Origin of the sequence: Mesorhizobium sp. (assembly GCF_024509055.1) — a bacterium.
GTDB lineage: Bacteria > Pseudomonadota > Alphaproteobacteria > Rhizobiales > Rhizobiaceae > Mesorhizobium.
Genome location: NZ_JANINM010000427.1, coordinates 1 through 17,012, shown reverse-complemented (window position 1 = coordinate 17,012; position 17,012 = coordinate 1). Strand labels below are relative to the sequence as shown.

Genomic DNA, 17,012 nt, shown 5'->3' with positions numbered 1-17,012 from the left:
TCACCATGGTCAATATCGGCGTCGGCCCGTCCAACGCCAAGACGATCACCGACCATATCGCTGTGCTGAGGCCGCATGCCTGGGTCATGCTCGGCCACTGCGCCGGCCTGCGCAACACGCAGGCGCTCGGCGACTACGTGCTCGCGCACGCCTATGTGCGCGAGGACCACGTGCTGGACGACGACCTGCCGGTCTGGGTGCCGATCCCGCCGCTGGCCGAGATCCAGGTGGCACTGCAGGAAGCGGTGGCCGAGGTGACCGGACTTTCCGGCTATGACTTGAAGCGCATCATGCGCACCGGCACCGTCGCCACCATCGACAACCGAAACTGGGAACTGCGCGACCAACGCGGGCCGGTGCAGCGCCTGTCGCAGTCACGCGCCATCGCGCTGGACATGGAATCGGCCACCATCGCCGCCAACGGCTTCCGCTTCCGCGTCCCCTACGGCACGCTGCTGTGCGTCTCCGACAAGCCGCTGCATGGCGAGTTGAAGCTGCCCGGAATGGCGACGGAATTCTACAAGCGACAGGTGGCACAGCATCTCACCATCGGCATCAGGGCGATGGAGAAGCTGGCCGAAATGCCGATGGAGCGGCTGCACTCGCGCAAGCTCAGGAGCTTTTCCGAAACGGCTTTCCAGTGACCTGGCGGCAGCCGCGAGCACCAGCGTGGCAATTCTTCATCTTGCCCGTACCCCGAATTGGCCGATAAGCAGGAAGGGATTGCCGGCGGCATTCGGCAGATCACGACCGGGATGACAACAGGCGGCGCGCGCTCGAACATGACGGCTGGGCTGGCATTCCTGGCGACGATGGCATGCTCGGCAGCGCTTCTGGCCGGGTTCTTCGGCGCGCTGCATCCGGCCTTCGATTCCTTCTCGCATTTCCGCATGCATCTCAGCGTGCTCACGGCGCTGCTGGCGCTGCCGCTGCTCGCCACTTCCTACCGGCTGCAGGCCGTCGCAGCGCTGCTGTTCGCCATCGCCAGCTTCGTCACAACGACGCAGGCGCTGCCCAGGCTATGGCCGCGGCCGGCGGTCGCCAAGCCCGCCGACCGGATCGTCTACAGCCTGCTGCAGATGAACCTGCGCTTCGACAATCCGACGCCCAAGAAGGTGCTGTCGCTGATCGGCCGCACCAATCCCGACGTGATCACCCTCGATGAGGTGTCCGCGATGTGGGCGACCGAACTGGGCTACATCAAAAGCGCCTATCCCTACCGGATCCTCTGCCCCTATCCGAACGGCGTATTCGGCGTCGCGCTGCTCTCGCGCCGGCCGTTCGCTGCGGGCACCGATCCGCAGTGCGATCCACGTGGCGCGATGGCGACCGCCACGGTCGATTTCGGCGGCATTGGCGTCGATGTCGCCGCAATCCATCTCAGCTGGCCCTGGCCGCGCGAGCAGTACTGGCAGATCGGCGAGCTGGCGGAGCCGCTTTCCACGCTCGGCGAGACGGCGATCGTGGCCGGCGACTGCAACGCGGTCCCATGGAGCGCCGCGGTGCGGCGCGTCGCCTCGCTCGGCGGCCTGACCGTCATGCCCTCGGCCGGTCCGACATGGCTGCACAGAAAGCTGCCGGACTTCCTGCGGCGCTTTGCCGGTCTGCCGATCGACCAGGTGTTCAGCAAGGGCGGCGTGACGATCCTGTCATCGACACGGCTCGAGGACACCGGATCGGATCATCTGCCGGTTCTGGTGGAGTTCACGCTGCGGCCCGACGACAAGGATCCGGAGGATGGGCATGCGTCGGGGCTGGCTTCAAGCGGCCCGGTTTCCGGGCCCCGCGGCTGAGTGCCTCTCAGTTCTTTCCGGTCAGCGCATCTACCAGATGCTCGACATGGCCGCCTGGGCGATGCTCGCGCACGTCGAATGCGTTCTGCTTCGCCTCGTACTCGGCATAGATCGCGTCGATGCGCCGCTTGGCTTCACGATGAAGGCCCAAGCAGAACCAAGTGCCCGGCTGCTGCAGGCCGGCGAGCGCGGTCTGCGTCGCCCGCATCATGCGCATCGCGATGCGGCCATGGGTGTGCTCGTGCTGCCGTACACCGGCCATGAAACGATCCCACCGGCGGCTTAGCGCTGGACCTGCCGGAGAAGTACGGTTCGGGAAGGTATAGGTCAGGTCGATCTTGCCTTGCGCACCACGCAGCCGGCAGACGCCATCGGCTCTCGCCACATCGAGATCCCAATGCACGGTGTAGCCCGTTTCGGCGATGGCGCGCGTGGTGAAGCCGTGCTTCGGCCCCACCCCGTCCATCGACTCGATCAGTTCCGCGCCAGTCTTCCCGGCAACGTCATAGGTGCGCACATGGACGGTGACAGTCGTTCCGGCGAAGGTGATCGATACGCAGGACAGCAAGCCGGCCACGGCAAGCGTCGTCAAGCTCATCAGGCGCATGTCGGCCTCCTTGGTCGGAAGCCAAGCAGACCACACTCGGCGCAAGGCATCAACGGGCTTCGCCGTCAGGCGGGACACCCGCGCTTGGATGCCCCTCACATGCCCTGGTAGACCGGTCCTTCACCGCCCTGCGGCGGAACCCAGTTGATATTCTGGTTCGGATCCTTGATATCGCAGGTCTTGCAGTGGACGCAGTTCTGCGCGTTGATGACGAAGCGCACATCCTTGGCAGCGGGGTCGGAGGCGGCGTTGCCATCCTTGTCCACCCACTCATAGACGCCGGCCGGGCAGTAGCGCGTCGAAGGCCCGGCGAAGACGTCGTGCTCGGAGCGCTGCTGCAGCGCCATGTCGCCGACGATCAGATGCACCGGCTCATTTTCCTCATGGTTGGTGTTGGACAGGAACACCGAGGAGAGCCGGTCGAAGGTCAATACGCCGTCCGGCTTCGGATAGGCGATCTTCTGATGCTTCGATGCCGGCTCCAGCGCCGCGTAATCGGCCTTGCCGTGCTTCAGCGTGCCGAAAGGCGAGAAGCCGAACAGCGTGTTCAGCCACATGTCGAGACCGCCGATGCCAACGCCGACGACAGTGCCGAAGCGCGACCAGAGCGGCTTGACGTTGCGCACCTTCTTCAGGTCCTTGCCGATGTCGCTGCCGCGCCAGGCTTCTTCATAGGAAGCGAGCTCATCATTGGCGCGTCCGGCGGCAATCGCCTCGGCCGCATGCTCGGCCGCCAGCATGCCGGAGAGCACCGCATTGTGCGAACCCTTGATGCGCGGCACGTTGACGAAGCCCGCCGAGCAGCCCATCAGCACGCCGCCCGGGAAGGAGAGCTTCGGCACCGACTGCCAGCCGCCCTCGGTGATGGCGCGCGCGCCGTAGCCGATGCGCTTGGCGCCCTCGAAGGTGCCGGCGATGGCCGGATGCGTCTTGAAGCGCTGGAATTCCTCGAAGGGCGAGAGGTACGGGTTCTTGTAGTTGAGGTGGACGACGAAGCCGACCGCCACCTGGTTGTCCTCCAGATGGTAGAGGAAGGAGCCGCCACCGGTCTTCAGGTCCAGCGGCCAGCCGAAGGAGTGCTGCACCAGCCCAGGTTTGTGGTTCTCCGGCTTGACCTGCCACAGCTCCTTCAGGCCGATGCCGAACTTGGCCGGCTCGCGGCCTTCGGCGAGCTGGTACTTGGCGATCAGCTGCTTGGCCAAAGAGCCGCGCGCGCCCTCGCCTATCAGCACATACTTGCCCATCAGCGCCATGCCAGGCGCGTAAGACGGGCCGTGCGTTCCGTCCTTCTCGACACCCATGTCGCCGGTGATGACGCCGGTGACGGCGCCGGCATCGTTGTAGACGAGGCTGGCTGCGGCGAAACCCGGATAGATCTCGACACCAAGCGCCTCGGCCTTGGTCGCCAGCCAGCGACAGACATTGCCGAGCGAGACGATGTAGTTGCCGTGATTGTTCATCAGCGGCGGCATCAGCATGTTGGGCAGGCGGAACGAGCCGGCTGGCCCGAGCACCAGGAAATGATCCGCCGTCACCGGCGTCTTGAAGGGATGGCCATCCTCTTCGCGCCAGCCTGGTAGCAGGCGGTCGATGCCGATCGGATCGACGACAGCGCCCGAAAGGATATGGGCGCCGACCTCGCCGCCCTTCTCCAGGACGACGACCGAAAGGTCGGGATTGAGCTGCTTCAGGCGGATCGCGGCGGCAAGCCCGGCGGGACCGGCGCCGACGATCACCACATCGAATTCCATGCTCTCGCGTTCGACTTCGCTCATCGACCCCTCACTGGCTTGCCATTTCTCGTATTCTGCTGGCTCACGCGCTGCATAGCGCAACAATTAGCGACGCGAAACCGGCGCTGACGTGACAACGCCGATTTCGACAAAAAGTCGCGGGTTTCATGGACCGAAAGCCCATTCTGCGCGGCGGGGCGAAGCATCCGCCACGGCAAATCGATGGGAAGCTTAGCCGACCCACGCGCGTTTTTAATTGTTCGACGGCTTGCTTATCGGCAATACTTGAGGCCATGCGCACTCTCGAGCCATCCGGCTTTTCATTGAAGCGCTTTCTCTTCACGCCCGGCCTGCTCCGTGGCGCGGCTCTTCCGCTCCTCTTGTCCATGACGCCGGCCGGCGCCGACTCGCAGAAGGTTTGGGCAACCGGCGCCTATTCGTTCTCCGACGAGCTCGGCGGCTTCCGCATCACCGGCGTCTCTGGAATCGGCACCAGGGAAGACCCGCTCATCGTCACCGAGGAGCTGAATTCGGCGACGCCGGTGACGCTGACCATCCGCACCACCAGGCCAATCGAGGCCTTCGGCAAGGCCGGCGAATTCGCCAATGGCATCATGTACATGCGCATCGACGTGCTGAACAACAGTGCCCTGCCCTGGGTGGAGTTCCAGTTCGAGCTGCAGGAAATCCTCGACCAGCCGAGCGTGTTCGGCGACGGCCTGTCCTTCGACCAACGCAACAAGGCGCCCGACAACATCCGGTCGAGCAGTTTCGCCGATTTCGACCGCCAGTTCGAGCCCTATGACCGGCTGCTGTTCAAGAACGGCAAGATCGACCCGCTGAAGACGGCAACCTTCGATTTCCTGATGACGGACTACACGCCGCGCTGGACGTTCTATCTGGTGCAGGATCCGCGCGTCCCGACCGGGTGACCCCATTCCGTGAGGTCAAGTCTTCCGCCGATGCTTTTTTCAATTGTTCGACGGCTTGCATATCGGCAATAATTGTTCATGCGCACTCTCAGGCTACCCGGCTTTTCAGTGCAGCGCCTTTTCTTCACACGCGGGCATTTCCGCGGTGCGGTTCTTTTGTTCCTCTCGCTGACCTCGGTGGACGCCCGTGCCGACCCGCACAAGGTGTGGATCGCCGGGGCCTACGCCTTTTCAGACGAACTCGGCGGCTTCCACATCACCGGCGCGTCCGGCATCGGCACCAAGGACGACCCGTTCGTCGTCACCGAGGAGTTCAATTCGGCAACGCCGGTGACGCTGACCATCCGCGCCGTCAAGCCGATCCAGCCATTCGGCGTGCCGGGCGAGTTCGCCAACGGCATGATGTACATGCGCATCGACGCGCTCAACAATGGGGGGCAAGGCTGGATTGAATTCCAGTTCGAGCTGCAGTCCATCCTCGGCGAGCCGAGCACCGATGACGATGGATTGTCCTTCGACCAGGCCAACAAGACGCCGGACTACATCTGGTCCCGCGGCTTCGCTGAGTATTATCGCGAATTGTCACCTTACGACCGGCTGTCCTTCATGAAGGGCAAGGTCGATCCCCTCGAGACCGCCAGCTTCACTTTCCGCATCACCGACTTTACGCCGAAGTGGCAGTTCTGGCTGGTGCAGGAGCCGCGCATCCCGACCAGCTAGAGCAATTCCAGGAAAAATGTGAAACGGTTTTCCGTCCGGAATTGCGCCTGACAATAAGATAGAGCGGTTCGGCGTTTCCGTGAAATGGCGACCCGCCCGAGAAGGTGTCCAAACTTGCAAATCGAAGCCGCGCGGACGATGGTGGCGACATGACTGCCGCTTCCCCCAACACCCCTATCGATGTCGCCGAGTTGCTCGCCTTCTATGCCAGCGCGGGCGCGGACGAGGCGCTGGAGGACGCGCCGGTCAACCGGTTCGCGGAGGCGCGGCCAAGGCCGGCCGAACGCGCGCCGGCGCCAGCCCGCGAAACAAGGCTGGAGGCGCGACCGGCAGCCGTGCCCGACGCAGGCAGGACAGCGGAGCCTTCGCCGCCGGCACCCGGGCTGGACGTAAGCAGCATACCAGACGCGCCGGCCCGGCCGATGGCCGCCGCGGTGCCCGACGAAGCGCAGGCCCTGCTCGCGCGGCAACTGGCGGCGAGCGCCGCGACGCTCGACGAGCTCCGACAGCACATGGCCGCCTTCGAAGGCTGCAATCTCAAATTCACCGCCAAGAACCTCGTCTTCGCCGACGGCAACCCGAAGGCCGACCTCATGCTGGTGGGCGAGGCGCCGGGCCGCGACGAGGACCTGGAAGGCCTGCCTTTCGTCGGCCGCTCCGGCCGGTTGCTCGACCGCATGCTGGCGGCGATCGGCCTCGACCGTAGTTCGGCCTATATCGCCAACGTCATCCCTTGGCGGCCGCCCGGCAACCGCACGCCGACCCCGCACGAGACCGAAATCTGCCGCCCATTCATCGAAAGGCAGATCGAACTGGTCAATCCCAAAGTGCTGGTCAATCTTGGCGGACCTTCCGCCAAGACCCTGCTCAACACGACCGACGGCATCTTGCGCCTGCGCGGCAACTGGCGGGTCCATACGACGGCGGCAGGCACGGTCATTCCGGCAATGCCGACGCTGCATCCGGCGTATCTGCTGAGAACGCCGGCGCACAAGAAGCTGGCCTGGCGGGACTTCCTAGAGGTGAAGGCCAAGTTGAGGGCGATTAGCTGAGCGCCCTTCCCTTCTCCCCTTGTGGGAGAAGGTGGATCGGCGCGCAGCGCCGAGACGGATGAGGGTGTTCCAGCGGAGTGAGACGCTGGCGTTCCCTGGAACACCCCTCATCCGTCGCCTTTCGGCGACACCTTCTCCCACAAGGGGAGAAGGTGGAGCTATAACCTCGCAGGTAATTGAATCGCGGCCCGCCCCGCCCTACTCATCCCGCATGACTACATCCGAACCCTCCGCCGGCAGTCTCATCCGCGAATGGCGCACGCGGCGCCGCATGAGCCAGCTCGATCTCGCCGTGGAAGCCGATATCTCGCAGCGGCATCTGTCCTTCGTGGAAAGCGGCCGCGCGCAGCCATCGCGGGACATGGTGCTGCATCTGGCCGAGCAGCTCTCGATCCCGCTGCGCCAGCGCAACCAGCTTCTGCTTGCCGCGGGATTTGCGCCGAACTTCAGCGAAAGGCCCCTCTCCGATAAGTCGCTGGCACCGGCCATGGCTGCCGTCGAGACGGTGCTCAAGGGCCATGAGCCTTTTCCGGCGCTGGCGGTGGACCGGCACTGGAACCTGGTCTCGGCGAACGCAGCGATCGGTCCGTTCCTGGCGGATGTCGCTGAGCCCGCGTTGCTCCAGCCGCCGGTCAATGTGCTCAGGCTCAGCCTGCATCCCGGCGGCGTCGCGCCGCGCATCGTCAACCTCGCCGAGTGGCGCGCGCACCTGCTGGAACGCCTGAAGCACCAGAACGATGCCGCCGGCGATCCGGTGCTGATCGAGCTTGAGCGGGAATTGCGCGGCTACCCCTCCGGACTGAAGAGCAGCCGGCCGGCGCCGGTCGAACCGAGCGGCATCGTGCATCCGCTCAGGTTGGCGCATGGGGATCAGGTGCTGTCCTTCATCAGCACGATCACCGTCTTCGGCACGCCGCTCGACGTCACGCTGTCGGAACTGGCGATCGAATCCTTCTTTCCGGCCGACGAGCAGACGCGGGCGGCACTCGTGCGGCTGGCGAAGGAGCGGGCCGCGAGTTCGTAGCCTCACCCCTGCGGCGACGTGGCCTTACGGGTGCGCGTGCGCTCGAGGCCCAGTTGCCGTTCGCGCCAGATGATGAAGATGCCGGCGGCGACGACGATGACGCCGCCGATGAGCGTATTAAGCGATGTCACGTCGCCGAAGACGGAATAGCCGACGACGACGCCGAGGATCATCGAGGTGTATTCGAAGGGCGCCACGACGGATGCCTCCGCATGGCGATAGGCCGCCGTCATCAGGATCTGGCCGAGCCCGCCGCAGAAGCCGGCCAGCACGAGCAGCGCCGCCTGCATCGGCGTCAGCATCTGCCAGCCGAAGGGCAGCGTCAGCAACGAGAGCACGGTCGCCGTCACCGAGAACCAGAGCACGATGGTCGCGGTCTTCTCGGTCTGCACGAGATTGCGCACCAGAAGCATGGCGACGGCCGAGACCGCCGCCGCGACCAGGACGGCGATCACGCCCAGGACCTCCTGGTCGTCGAGCGCAGCGCCAGAGCGCAGCAGCGTCAATTCGGGCCAAGAGATGATCAGCACGCCGACGAGACCGACGGCGACCGCGCTCCAGCGATAGACGCGGATCGCTTCGCCGAGGAATATCGAGGAGAACACCACCACAAGCAGCGGCTGGGCGTAGTTCAGCGTGATCGCCTCGGGTAGCGGCAGCCTGGTCAGCGCGAAGAAGCCGAGACCCATGGCGCCGACGCCGACGACGCCGCGCGCGATATGGTTGAATGGCCGTTTCGTGGTGAAGGCTGTGGCCAGTTGCCCCTTGAAGGCGAGGAAGGCGACGATCGGGAAGATAGCGAAGAAGGAGCGGAAGAAGACGATCTGGCCCGCGGGCACGTCGCCGGCTGCCTTGATGCAGGTCTGCATGGCGACGAAGACCGCCACCGAGACGATCTTCAGCGCAATGCCCCTCAGCGTGCTGTGATCACCGGACTTATCGCCGGCCGCTTCGCCTTTTGCTTCAGCCGCGCCGCTCACCTTTGCGAGGCGTCCCGGTCCGACACAGCCGGGAGCCCGGCGTGGAGTGGCCCCAACTCGACACGCACGGTCGCGGCCGTGCCAAATTTCAAATGCGACGATGGTCATCTTGCCCCGAATAGCGGGCGGAAAACGACGCCCGGTAATAGATCCGGCTTGGTTTTGTCGAGTGAGCGTTTTCGTGTAAAGAGCGCGGACTTCAGAATCTTCGGAGCGGCAGGACCTGCCGGCCACCAGAAATCGACAGGATAAACACCGGAATGCGCACCGATACCGGCCATGTCTTCAAGCTCGAAGACTACCGCCCCAGCGACTACCTCATTCCGAAGACCAATCTCGATTTCCGCCTCTCGCCTGACGCCACCCGTGTCAGCGCGGTGCTGACCATCGAACGCCGCGAGGGTGTCGCGGCCTCGGCGCCGTTGGTGCTGGACGGCGACGGGCTGACGCTGCTTGGCGTGGCCGTGGACGGGCATGCTCTTTCCGCCGCCGACTATCTGGCCACGCCGGACCAGTTGACGATCGCGAAGCCGCCGGCGGCTTCGCGTTTCGAGCTTCGCATCGAGACCGAGATCGCGCCGGCGCGCAACGAGGCGCTAATGGGCCTCTACCGTTCCAGCAATGTCTATTGCACGCAGTGCGAGGCGGAAGGCTTTCGGCGCATCACCTATTTCCTCGACCGGCCTGACATCCTGTCGGTCTACACGGTGCGCATCGAAGCCAGCAAGGACGAGGCGCCGCTGCTGCTCTCCAACGGCAATCCGGTGGAAAGCGGCGCGCTTGCCGGCGGCCGGCACTATGCCGTCTGGCACGACCCGTTCCCGAAACCCTCCTACCTGTTCGCGCTGGTGGCCGGCGGGCTCGGCAAGGTCGCCGACAACTTCACCACAATGTCGGGACGCGAGGTCGAGCTCGGCATCTATGTCGAGCCCGGCAAGGAGCGGCTCGCCGGCTATGCCATGGATGCGCTGAAGCGCTCGATGAAATGGGACGAGGAGAAGTTCGGCCGCGAATATGACCTCGACGTCTTCAACATCGTCGCCGTGTCCGACTTCAACATGGGCGCGATGGAGAACAAGGGCCTCAACATCTTCAACGACAAATATGTGCTGGCCGACGAGGAGACGGCGACGGACGCCGATTTCGCCAATATCGAGGCGATCATCGCGCATGAGTATTTCCACAATTGGACCGGCAACAGAATCACTTGCCGCGACTGGTTCCAGCTCTGCCTGAAGGAAGGGCTGACGGTTTACCGCGATCACGAATTCTCCGCCGACCAGCGCTCCCGAGGCGTCAAGCGCATCGCCGAGGTGCGCACGCTGCGCGCGCATCAGTTCCCGGAAGACCAGGGCCCGCTGGCGCATCCGGTGCGGCCGCGCCGCTACCGCGAGATCAACAACTTCTACACGGCGACCGTCTACGAGAAGGGCTCTGAAGTGGTGCGCATGATCCGCACCATCCTCGGGCCGGAGGCCTTCCGAGCCGGCATGGACCTCTATTTCGAGCGGCATGACGGCGAGGCCGCGACGATCGAGGATTTCCTGAAGGTCTTCGAGGATGTCTCAGGACGAGACCTCGCGCAATTCGCGCTCTGGTACCACCAGGCCGGCACGCCGAACCTGACGGTGAGCTCGGCGTATAATGCGCCGGCGAAGGAATTCACCCTGGAGATCGAGCAATCGGTGCCGCCGACGCCTTCGGAAAGCCGCAAGCGGCTGATGCACATCCCGCTGGCCTTCGGCCTGGTCGGGCCCGACGGCAAGCCCATCGCTTGGGCAGGCGTCGAAGGTGCGGCCGTCGAGGACGGCGTCATCCATGTGCGCAAGCGCCGGCACACGGTGCGCTTCACGGGCGTCGCCGAACGGCCCTCGGTATCGCTCAACCACGGCTTCTCGGCGCCGATCACGCTTTCGGTGCAGCAGAAGGCGGACGACCAGTTCTTCCTCGCCGCGCATGACAGCGACGCCTTCGCCCGCTGGCAGGCGTTCAACACGCTGCTCACCGACGCGCTGATCGCGGCTTTCCGCCAGGTGCTTGGCGGCAAGGAACCGTCCTTTGCGCCACGCCTTGCCGAGCTTGCGGGCAGGATCGCCGGCGACGCGGCGCTTGAGCCCGCCTATCGGGCGCTGGCGCTGTCGCTTCCCGGCGAGGCCGACATTGCCCGCGACATCGGCAAGGGCATCGACCCTGACGCGATCTTTGCCGCCCGCGAGGCATTGGCGCGCACGATCGCCACCGCGAACCGGGAGGCCTTTACGGCGTTGTATGACAGCCTTGCCGACCAGGGTCCGTTCAGCCCCGACGCCGCAAGCGCCGGACGACGCGCGTTGCGCAACATCCTGCTCGATTATCTCTCGCTGCTGCCTGAAGGCGTCGCGGTCGCGGCGCGGCATTTCCAATCGGCCACCAACATGACCGACCGCGCGGCGGCGCTGACCGTTTTGGCGCACCGCCATGCCGGCTTGGCGCAGGCGCGAGAGGCGCTGGCAGGTTTCGAAGCGAAATATCGCGGCGATGCGCTGGTGCTCGACAAATGGTTCCAGATCCAGGCAGGCGTCCCCGGTCCGCACACCATCGACATTGTGCGCGCCTTGACCGGCCATCCGGCCTTCTCGATCGCCAATCCCAACCGGGTCCGCTCGCTGATCGGCACCTTCTCCAGCGCCAACCCGACAGGTTTCCACCGCGCCGACGGCGAAGGCTACCGCTTCTTCGCCGAGACCGTGCTGGAGGTCGAGAAGCGCAACCCGCAGGTGGCGGCGCGGCTGGCGACGGCGCTGCGGTCCTGGCGCGCACTGGAGCCCGGGCGACAGGCCAAGGCCAAGCAGGCGCTCCTTACGATGGCGAATGCGGAGAACCTGTCGGCGGACTTGCGCGATATCGTGGAACGGACGCTGGCGTAGCGCGCTCTCCTTCTCCCCTTGTGGGAGAAGGTGGATCGGCGCGCAGCGCCGAGACGGATGAGGGTGTTGGAGGAAATGAGGCGTCGGTGTTCCCTGGAGCACCCCTCATCCGGCCGCTTCGCGGCCACCTTCTCCCACAAGGGGAGAAGGGAAAAGGTCGAATTTCAATCAACTTTTAATCTTTTTCGCCCGCGCCACTGGACAAGGCGAATCACCTTTGATTCTTTAATGGCGATTCGGACGTGCGGCGTAGCCGGATCGTAAATGCGGCAAATCGGGGAGTGCCATTTATGGCCAAGGCGGACGCGTGGGGCGCGCCCGGAGGGAAGGCTTTTGCGCGTCGCGAGGCAAGGGGCGATGGGCTTGCCGGCAATGCGCGACTGATCGCCGAACCGGCCTACCAGCGGCTGCTGGCGGCGGAGCCGTTCCTGCGCCGGTCGATCCCGGCGCTGATCATCATCTTCCTCGTCGTCATAGCGGCGCTGCGTTTCCTGTCGCTGATGAACGAACGTGACCAGATCGAGCGCGACGCCAAGGCGGTGCTGGCGCTGGCCGCCGGCCAGATGGCGCAGGCGATCACCGCCGACCCGAATGTGGCCGGCGCCAACGCCATGGACCTGCTCGAAAGCACCGCCCGCCAGGGCGCCATGGGCCGCAGCCATGTGCTGGCCATCACCGACGGCGCCTTCAAGATCACCGCGGTCTCGCCGTTGTCGACAGGCTGGCAAGGCCGCACGCTGGACGGCCTGGTGCTTGGCGGCCAGCCGCTGTTCATGTTCGGCGACCGCGCCGGCGTCATGGATGTCAGCATCGGCGGACAGGAATGGTATGCGGCCGTCAGCCTTTCCGGCGACCGCAAATTCGCCGCCGCCGTTCTGGTGCCGCAGGAAGCGGTGTTCGACGCCTGGCGCAAGATGGTCTCGCTCAACGTCACGCTGTTCGTGCTGACGGCCGGCGTGCTCATCGTCATACTCTATGCCTATTTCGGCCAGGCGGCGCGCGCCAAGGCCGCCGACCGCATCTATCTCGAGGCGCATCAGCGCATCGACATGGCGCTGGTGCGCGGCCGCTGCGGCCTCTGGGACTGGGACATGGTGCGCGGCAAGATGTACTGGTCGCGCTCGATGTACGACATGCTGGGCTACGAGCCCTGCGATACGATGCTGTCGTTCGGCGAGGTCGACGAGATCATCCACCCCGACGACGGCGATCTCTTCGAGCTCGCCAACCGCATCGTCGAGCGCGAGATCGACCATATCGACCAAGTGTTCCGCATGCGCCATGCCGACGGGCAATGGGTGTGGATGCGTGCACGTGCGCAGGTGATCGACCCCGAGGCGCCGGAAATCCAGCTGATCGGCATCGCCGTCGACGTCACCGAGCAGCGGCACCTGGCGCTGCGTTCGGAAGCGGCCGACATGCGGTTGAGGACCGCGATCGAGAACATCAACGAATCCTTCGTGCTGTGGGACGCCACAGAGCGGCTGATCATGTGCAATTCGAAATTCCAGAAGGACAACGGCCTGACCGACCGCGACGTGATGCCCGGCGCCACGCGAACCTCGCTCGAGGAGCGCATGCTCGCCTTTGCCTCGGAGCGCAGGCTGGCCAACGCCAACGGACCGCATGGCGGCGTGACGCTGGAGCGCCAGCTTGGCGACGGCCGCTGGCTGCAGGTGAACGAATTGCGGACCAGGGACGGCGGCGTCGTTTCCGTCGGCTCCGACATCACCCAGATCAAGCTGCACCAGGAGAAGCTGGTCGACAGCGAGAGGCGGCTGATGGCGACGATCCACGACCTCAGCCTCGCCCGCCGCGCGGAGGAGGAGCGCGCCAAGGAACTGGTCGAGCTCAACCACAAATACATGAAGGAAACCGAGCGCGCCGAGGCCGCCAACCGGGCGAAGTCGGAGTTCCTGGCCAACATGTCGCATGAGCTGCGTACGCCGCTCAACGCCATCATCGGCTTCTCCGAGCTGATGCAGCAGGGTCTCTTCGGGCCGTTGGGCTCGGAGCGCTACGAGGAATATGCCAGCGACATCAACGGCAGCGGCAAATACCTGCTTGGCGTCATCAATGACATTCTCGACATGTCGAAGATCGAGGCCGGCCAGTTCTCGCTCGATCGCGAGGAGATCGACCTCTGCCCGCTGATCAAGGAGACGGTGCGTGTCATCTCGCTTCAGGCGGCGGAGAAGTCGATAACCGTGGAAACACGCATCGCCGATGCGATGCGGCTCTACGCAGATCGCCGCGCGATCAAGCAGATTGCCATCAACCTCTTGTCCAACGCGGTCAAGTTCACCGGACAGGGCGGCAAGATCACGGTCCGCGCCCGCAACGCGTCCGGCGCGCTGGTGCTTACCATCGAGGACAATGGCTGCGGCATACCGAAGGCGGCGCTCGGCAAGCTCGGGCGGCCTTTCGAACAGGTGCAGAACCAGTTCTCGAAGAACCACACAGGCTCGGGGCTCGGCCTCGCGATCTCGCGCTCGCTGGCGGAACTACAGGGCGGCGCGCTGAAGATCCGTTCGACCGAAGGCACGGGCACGATCGTATCGGTGCGCATCCCGCTGAAGAAGTCGCCGCCCTCTGTGAAGGCCGCGGCTTGAGGAATCGAGGCGGAGACTATTCTTGAAAAAGTTATCTACTTTATCTATTTTGGATAGAGAGGTGACCTACAAATGCGCATAACATCGACGGAATTCCAACAGAATGTCGGACGCTTTCAGGACGCCGCCCAGCGAGCGCCCGTCGCTATAACCAAGAATGGCCGGACCCATACGGTGCTGCTGTCGGCGGCAATGTTCGAAGTCCTGGTCAAGGGAAAGGTCTCCCGGCCCGTGGAAGACCTCGACGATGAAACGTTGAAGGCCATCGCCGCAAGCGCGGTTCCATCCGAGTTCGACGAGCTTGACACAATGCTCAAAGACTGGACGCCGTGAGCCTGCCGAAGCCGGTACCCGGCTTGGTGATTTCCTATTCCTATCTATGGGCGCAAGAACACAAAGGCGGCGCGGAGGACGGTCGCAAGAACCGGCCCTGTGCCATTGTCGCCGCACGTCGGATCGTAGAGGGTCGCGAGGTCGTGACGGTGGTTCCGATCACGCATTCGGCCCCGGCCGATCCTGCTGATGGCATAGAATTGCCAGCCCCGCTCAAGGCCTACCTCGGCCTTGACGAGATGCCATCATGGGTCGTGGTCAGCGAAACCAACGACTTCCTTTGGCCGGGCCCGGATCTCCGGCCCATCCCCGGCAGCACGCCCGCCCGCTTCCACTATGGAATGTTGCCGCCGCGCTTTTATGGATATTTGCGCGACCGAATCCTGCAGGCTCATGCGCGTCGCGCGCTTCACCGGATCAGACGGACCGAATAGGGAGGCGATCCGATGGGCTCCGCCGGCGTTGCCGCCGAAGCCCCGAGACGCTTTCTCATTGCATATTGTCGTCGTTGCCGCCCCACTGGCGATCGTGGCCGAAGCGGTCCGTCTTCGGCAGTTCGTTCTGCTCGATCTTGCCGTCATTGTTCTTGTCGAGCAGGGCGAAGAGCTTCTTCTCCCGACTGGTGATGTCGTCGGCCGTCAGCGTGCCGTCGCCTCTCGAATCGTAGCGGGAGATGATGCGTTCGGCGATGCGCTCGTAGCGCGCCTTTTCCAGCGCGTCCGCAAGCTGGGCGACCGTCAGCTTGCCGCCATTGTCGGCGACGAGTTTCTTCAGCCGCGTATCCATGGTGCTGGAGAACTGGTCAAAGGTGATCGTGCCGCCCGAGTCCTTCATCGCCTTGTCCAAGCGCATCATTATGCCGTCCCGCAGGCCGCCGTCGTTGTTTTCGGCATAGGCGGCGCTGCCGACGGCGCCGGCCAATGCCATGAAGGCAATCGCAAGCGTGGTGGATTTTCTCATTGGTCTTCTCCTGTTGCATCGTCACCCCCGATGCGACCGGGACCAGCCGCGCGCCGCGGCCTTCCCGCACGAAGCAGAAGGTCGAAATCCTTCCTGACCTTCAGCGACGTCTCCTTGAGGTGCGCTTCCAGCACACCGAAATCCGGGAGGTCGGTGACCGCCAGAAGCAGATCCGAAAGCCCAGGCGGAACATCATCGCGCTGGAACTCGCCCGTGAGGCAGAGCCTGATCATCTGCGTCAGCGCCAGATAAAGCCGATAGGCATCGCAAAGCTCCTGCCGGATATCGGTGGCCACGAAGCCTGGCGCCAGTCGCGCAAGCACATCCGCCGTCGCCGTCGCGCGCCTGCCGGGCTCCAGATTGCCGGTGATCACCGCCACCTGGGCGATGAATTCCAGGTCGATGAGCCCGCCCGGGATCAGCTTGATGTCCCAGAGGTCGCGCGGCGGCTTCTCCTCCTCGATCAGCGCCCGCATCTCCGAGGCTTCCGTCCTGACCTTGGCGCCGTCGCGCGGCTGCGCCAGCACCGCCGCCACCTCGTCCTCGATCTCGGCGCACAGCTCGGCATCGCCGCCGATGGCGCGCGCTCTGGACAGCGCCATGTGCTCCCAGGTCCAGGCATCCTGGCGCTGGTACTTCTTGAAGGCGTCGACATGGGTGGCGACCGGCCCCTTGTTGCCCGAGGGACGCAGGCGCAGGTCGAGTTCGTAGAGCACGCCTTCGGCCGTCGGCGCCGAGACGGCAGCGATCAGCCGCTGCGTCATGCGCGTGTAATAGTGCGAAGGCGCCAGCGGCTTTTCGCCGTCGGAGTCTTCGGCGTCCGAGTGGTCGTAGAGCAGGATGAGGTCGACGTCGGAGCCGGCGGTGAGCTCACGGCTGCCGAGCTTGCCCATGCCGAGCAGCGCCACCCTGCCCCCGGCGATCCTGCCGTGGCGCAGCGCGAACTCGGCCGTCACCGCGTTGAGCGCCGCCTCGATGGTGAGATCGGCGAGATCGGAAAAGGCGCGGCCGGCGCGCGCCGGATCGATCGAGCCGGCAAGCAGGCGAACGCCTATCAGGAACTTCTGCTCGGAGGCAAAGATGCGCAGCCGGTCGAGCACATCTTCATAGGCGCGATCGCCCTCGATGAAGGCGGCAAGCCGCGCCGAAAGATAGGCCCTGCTCGGCAGTTCCGTGAGCAAGGCCGGATCGAGCAGCCCGTCGAAGACATGCGGTCGGCGGGTGATGATGGCGGCCAGCCGGGGCGCGGCGCCCATGATCGTCGCCATCAGCTTGAGCAGCGCCGGATTGGACTGCAGGAGCGAGAAAAGCTGGATGCCCGCCGGCAGGCCGGCGAGGAACTCGTCGAAGCGCATCAGCG

General features: G+C 64.8%; 14 protein-coding genes and 1 pseudogene. 10 read left to right on the top strand and 5 right to left on the bottom strand.

From position 1 onward, the window contains the following. A partial coding sequence (locus Q0L57_RS23500; protein WP_296745447.1) for an AMP nucleosidase occupies positions 1 to 644 on the top strand: 644 nt, incomplete at its 5' end. A 138-nt stretch (positions 645 to 782) separates the two neighbouring features. After that, the gene (locus Q0L57_RS23495; protein ID WP_296745448.1) at positions 783 to 1,793 is read left to right on the top strand and encodes an endonuclease/exonuclease/phosphatase family protein; all 1,011 of its coding nucleotides are present in this window, start codon (positions 783 to 785) and stop codon (positions 1,791 to 1,793) included. 7 nt (positions 1,794 to 1,800) lie between these two features. On the opposite strand, the gene Q0L57_RS23490 is transcribed toward Q0L57_RS23495, so the two are convergent. Both Q0L57_RS23490 and Q0L57_RS23485 read right to left on the bottom strand, forming a co-directional pair. Then, positions 1,801 to 2,400 (bottom strand): DUF922 domain-containing protein, encoded by a 600-nt coding sequence (locus Q0L57_RS23490; protein WP_296745446.1) that lies wholly within the window; start codon positions 2,398 to 2,400, stop codon positions 1,801 to 1,803. A gap of 95 nt (positions 2,401 to 2,495) precedes the next feature. Further along, positions 2,496 to 4,175 (bottom strand): electron transfer flavoprotein-ubiquinone oxidoreductase, encoded by a 1,680-nt coding sequence (locus Q0L57_RS23485; RefSeq protein ID WP_296745445.1) that lies wholly within the window; start codon positions 4,173 to 4,175, stop codon positions 2,496 to 2,498. Positions 4,176 to 4,426: 251 nt separating this feature from the next. Between Q0L57_RS23485 and Q0L57_RS23480 the strand changes: the two genes are divergently transcribed. The 4 genes from Q0L57_RS23480 (at position 4,427) to Q0L57_RS23465 (ending at position 7,861) form a co-directional block, all read left to right on the top strand. Beyond that, positions 4,427 to 5,065: a hypothetical protein gene (locus Q0L57_RS23480; protein ID WP_296745444.1), complete on the top strand. Its 639-nt coding sequence runs from the start codon at positions 4,427 to 4,429 to the stop codon at positions 5,063 to 5,065. A 78-nt stretch (positions 5,066 to 5,143) separates the two neighbouring features. Then, positions 5,144 to 5,785, top strand: a complete 642-nt coding sequence (locus tag Q0L57_RS23475; RefSeq protein ID WP_296745443.1) for a hypothetical protein — start codon at positions 5,144 to 5,146, stop codon at positions 5,783 to 5,785. Between the two features lie 149 nt (positions 5,786 to 5,934). Continuing rightward, positions 5,935 to 6,837 (top strand): uracil-DNA glycosylase family protein, encoded by a 903-nt coding sequence (locus Q0L57_RS23470; RefSeq protein WP_296745441.1) that lies wholly within the window; start codon positions 5,935 to 5,937, stop codon positions 6,835 to 6,837. Between the two features lie 211 nt (positions 6,838 to 7,048). Next, on the top strand, positions 7,049 to 7,861 hold the full coding sequence (locus tag Q0L57_RS23465) for a helix-turn-helix transcriptional regulator (protein WP_296745440.1): 813 nt from the start codon (positions 7,049 to 7,051) through the stop codon (positions 7,859 to 7,861). A 2-nt stretch (positions 7,862 to 7,863) separates the two neighbouring features. Here the strand turns inward: Q0L57_RS23465 and Q0L57_RS23460 are convergent, their stop codons facing one another. Continuing rightward, a complete protein-coding gene (locus tag Q0L57_RS23460) occupies positions 7,864 to 8,841 on the bottom strand; it encodes a DMT family transporter (RefSeq protein ID WP_296745439.1) in 978 nt (325 codons plus the stop codon). 260 nt (positions 8,842 to 9,101) lie between these two features. Between Q0L57_RS23460 and pepN the strand changes: the two genes are divergently transcribed. From pepN to Q0L57_RS23440, 4 genes are all read left to right on the top strand, one after another. Further along, entirely contained in the window at positions 9,102 to 11,747 is a 2,646-nt protein-coding gene (gene pepN / locus Q0L57_RS23455) for an aminopeptidase N (protein WP_296745438.1), read from the top strand. Positions 11,748 to 12,037: 290 nt separating this feature from the next. Next, the gene (locus Q0L57_RS23450; protein WP_296745437.1) at positions 12,038 to 14,359 is read left to right on the top strand and encodes a PAS domain-containing sensor histidine kinase; all 2,322 of its coding nucleotides are present in this window, start codon (positions 12,038 to 12,040) and stop codon (positions 14,357 to 14,359) included. Between the two features lie 72 nt (positions 14,360 to 14,431). Next, positions 14,432 to 14,692: a type II toxin-antitoxin system prevent-host-death family antitoxin gene (locus Q0L57_RS23445; protein WP_296745436.1), complete on the top strand. Its 261-nt coding sequence runs from the start codon at positions 14,432 to 14,434 to the stop codon at positions 14,690 to 14,692. Continuing rightward, positions 14,689 to 15,126, top strand: coding sequence for a hypothetical protein (locus tag Q0L57_RS23440; RefSeq protein WP_296745435.1), 438 nt, complete (start codon positions 14,689 to 14,691; stop codon positions 15,124 to 15,126). The genes Q0L57_RS23445 and Q0L57_RS23440 overlap by 4 nt, the downstream gene beginning before the upstream one ends. 55 nt (positions 15,127 to 15,181) lie before the next feature. On the opposite strand, the gene Q0L57_RS23435 is transcribed toward Q0L57_RS23440, so the two are convergent. Both Q0L57_RS23435 and Q0L57_RS23430 read right to left on the bottom strand, forming a co-directional pair. Beyond that, complete coding sequence (locus Q0L57_RS23435) at positions 15,182 to 15,652, bottom strand: hypothetical protein (RefSeq protein ID WP_296745433.1); 471 nt, start codon at positions 15,650 to 15,652, stop codon at positions 15,182 to 15,184. Continuing rightward, positions 15,649 to 17,012 (bottom strand): annotated as a pseudogene (locus Q0L57_RS23430) (bifunctional [glutamine synthetase] adenylyltransferase/[glutamine synthetase]-adenylyl-L-tyrosine phosphorylase); the annotation flags it as partial. The gene Q0L57_RS23435 and the pseudogene Q0L57_RS23430, both read right to left, overlap by 4 nt.

Bases quoted from the DNA above. Each gene is read 5' to 3' on its own strand.
- Q0L57_RS23450 (WP_296745437.1), top strand. From the start codon at position 12,038: ATGGCCAAGGCGGACGCGTGGGGCGCGCCCGGAGGGAAGGCTTTTGCG.
- Q0L57_RS23470 (WP_296745441.1), top strand. From the start codon at position 5,935: ATGACTGCCGCTTCCCCCAACACCCCTATCGATGTCGCCGAGTTGCTC.
- Q0L57_RS23445 (WP_296745436.1), top strand. From the start codon at position 14,432: ATGCGCATAACATCGACGGAATTCCAACAGAATGTCGGACGCTTTCAG.
- Q0L57_RS23490 (WP_296745446.1), bottom strand. From the start codon at position 2,400: ATGCGCCTGATGAGCTTGACGACGCTTGCCGTGGCCGGCTTGCTGTCC.
- Q0L57_RS23480 (WP_296745444.1), top strand. From the start codon at position 4,427: ATGCGCACTCTCGAGCCATCCGGCTTTTCATTGAAGCGCTTTCTCTTC.
- pepN (WP_296745438.1), top strand. From the start codon at position 9,102: ATGCGCACCGATACCGGCCATGTCTTCAAGCTCGAAGACTACCGCCCC.
- Q0L57_RS23465 (WP_296745440.1), top strand. From the start codon at position 7,049: ATGACTACATCCGAACCCTCCGCCGGCAGTCTCATCCGCGAATGGCGC.
- Q0L57_RS23435 (WP_296745433.1), bottom strand. From the start codon at position 15,652: ATGAGAAAATCCACCACGCTTGCGATTGCCTTCATGGCATTGGCCGGC.
- Q0L57_RS23475 (WP_296745443.1), top strand. From the start codon at position 5,144: ATGCGCACTCTCAGGCTACCCGGCTTTTCAGTGCAGCGCCTTTTCTTC.
- Q0L57_RS23485 (WP_296745445.1), bottom strand. From the start codon at position 4,175: ATGAGCGAAGTCGAACGCGAGAGCATGGAATTCGATGTGGTGATCGTC.
- Q0L57_RS23495 (WP_296745448.1), top strand. From the start codon at position 783: ATGACGGCTGGGCTGGCATTCCTGGCGACGATGGCATGCTCGGCAGCG.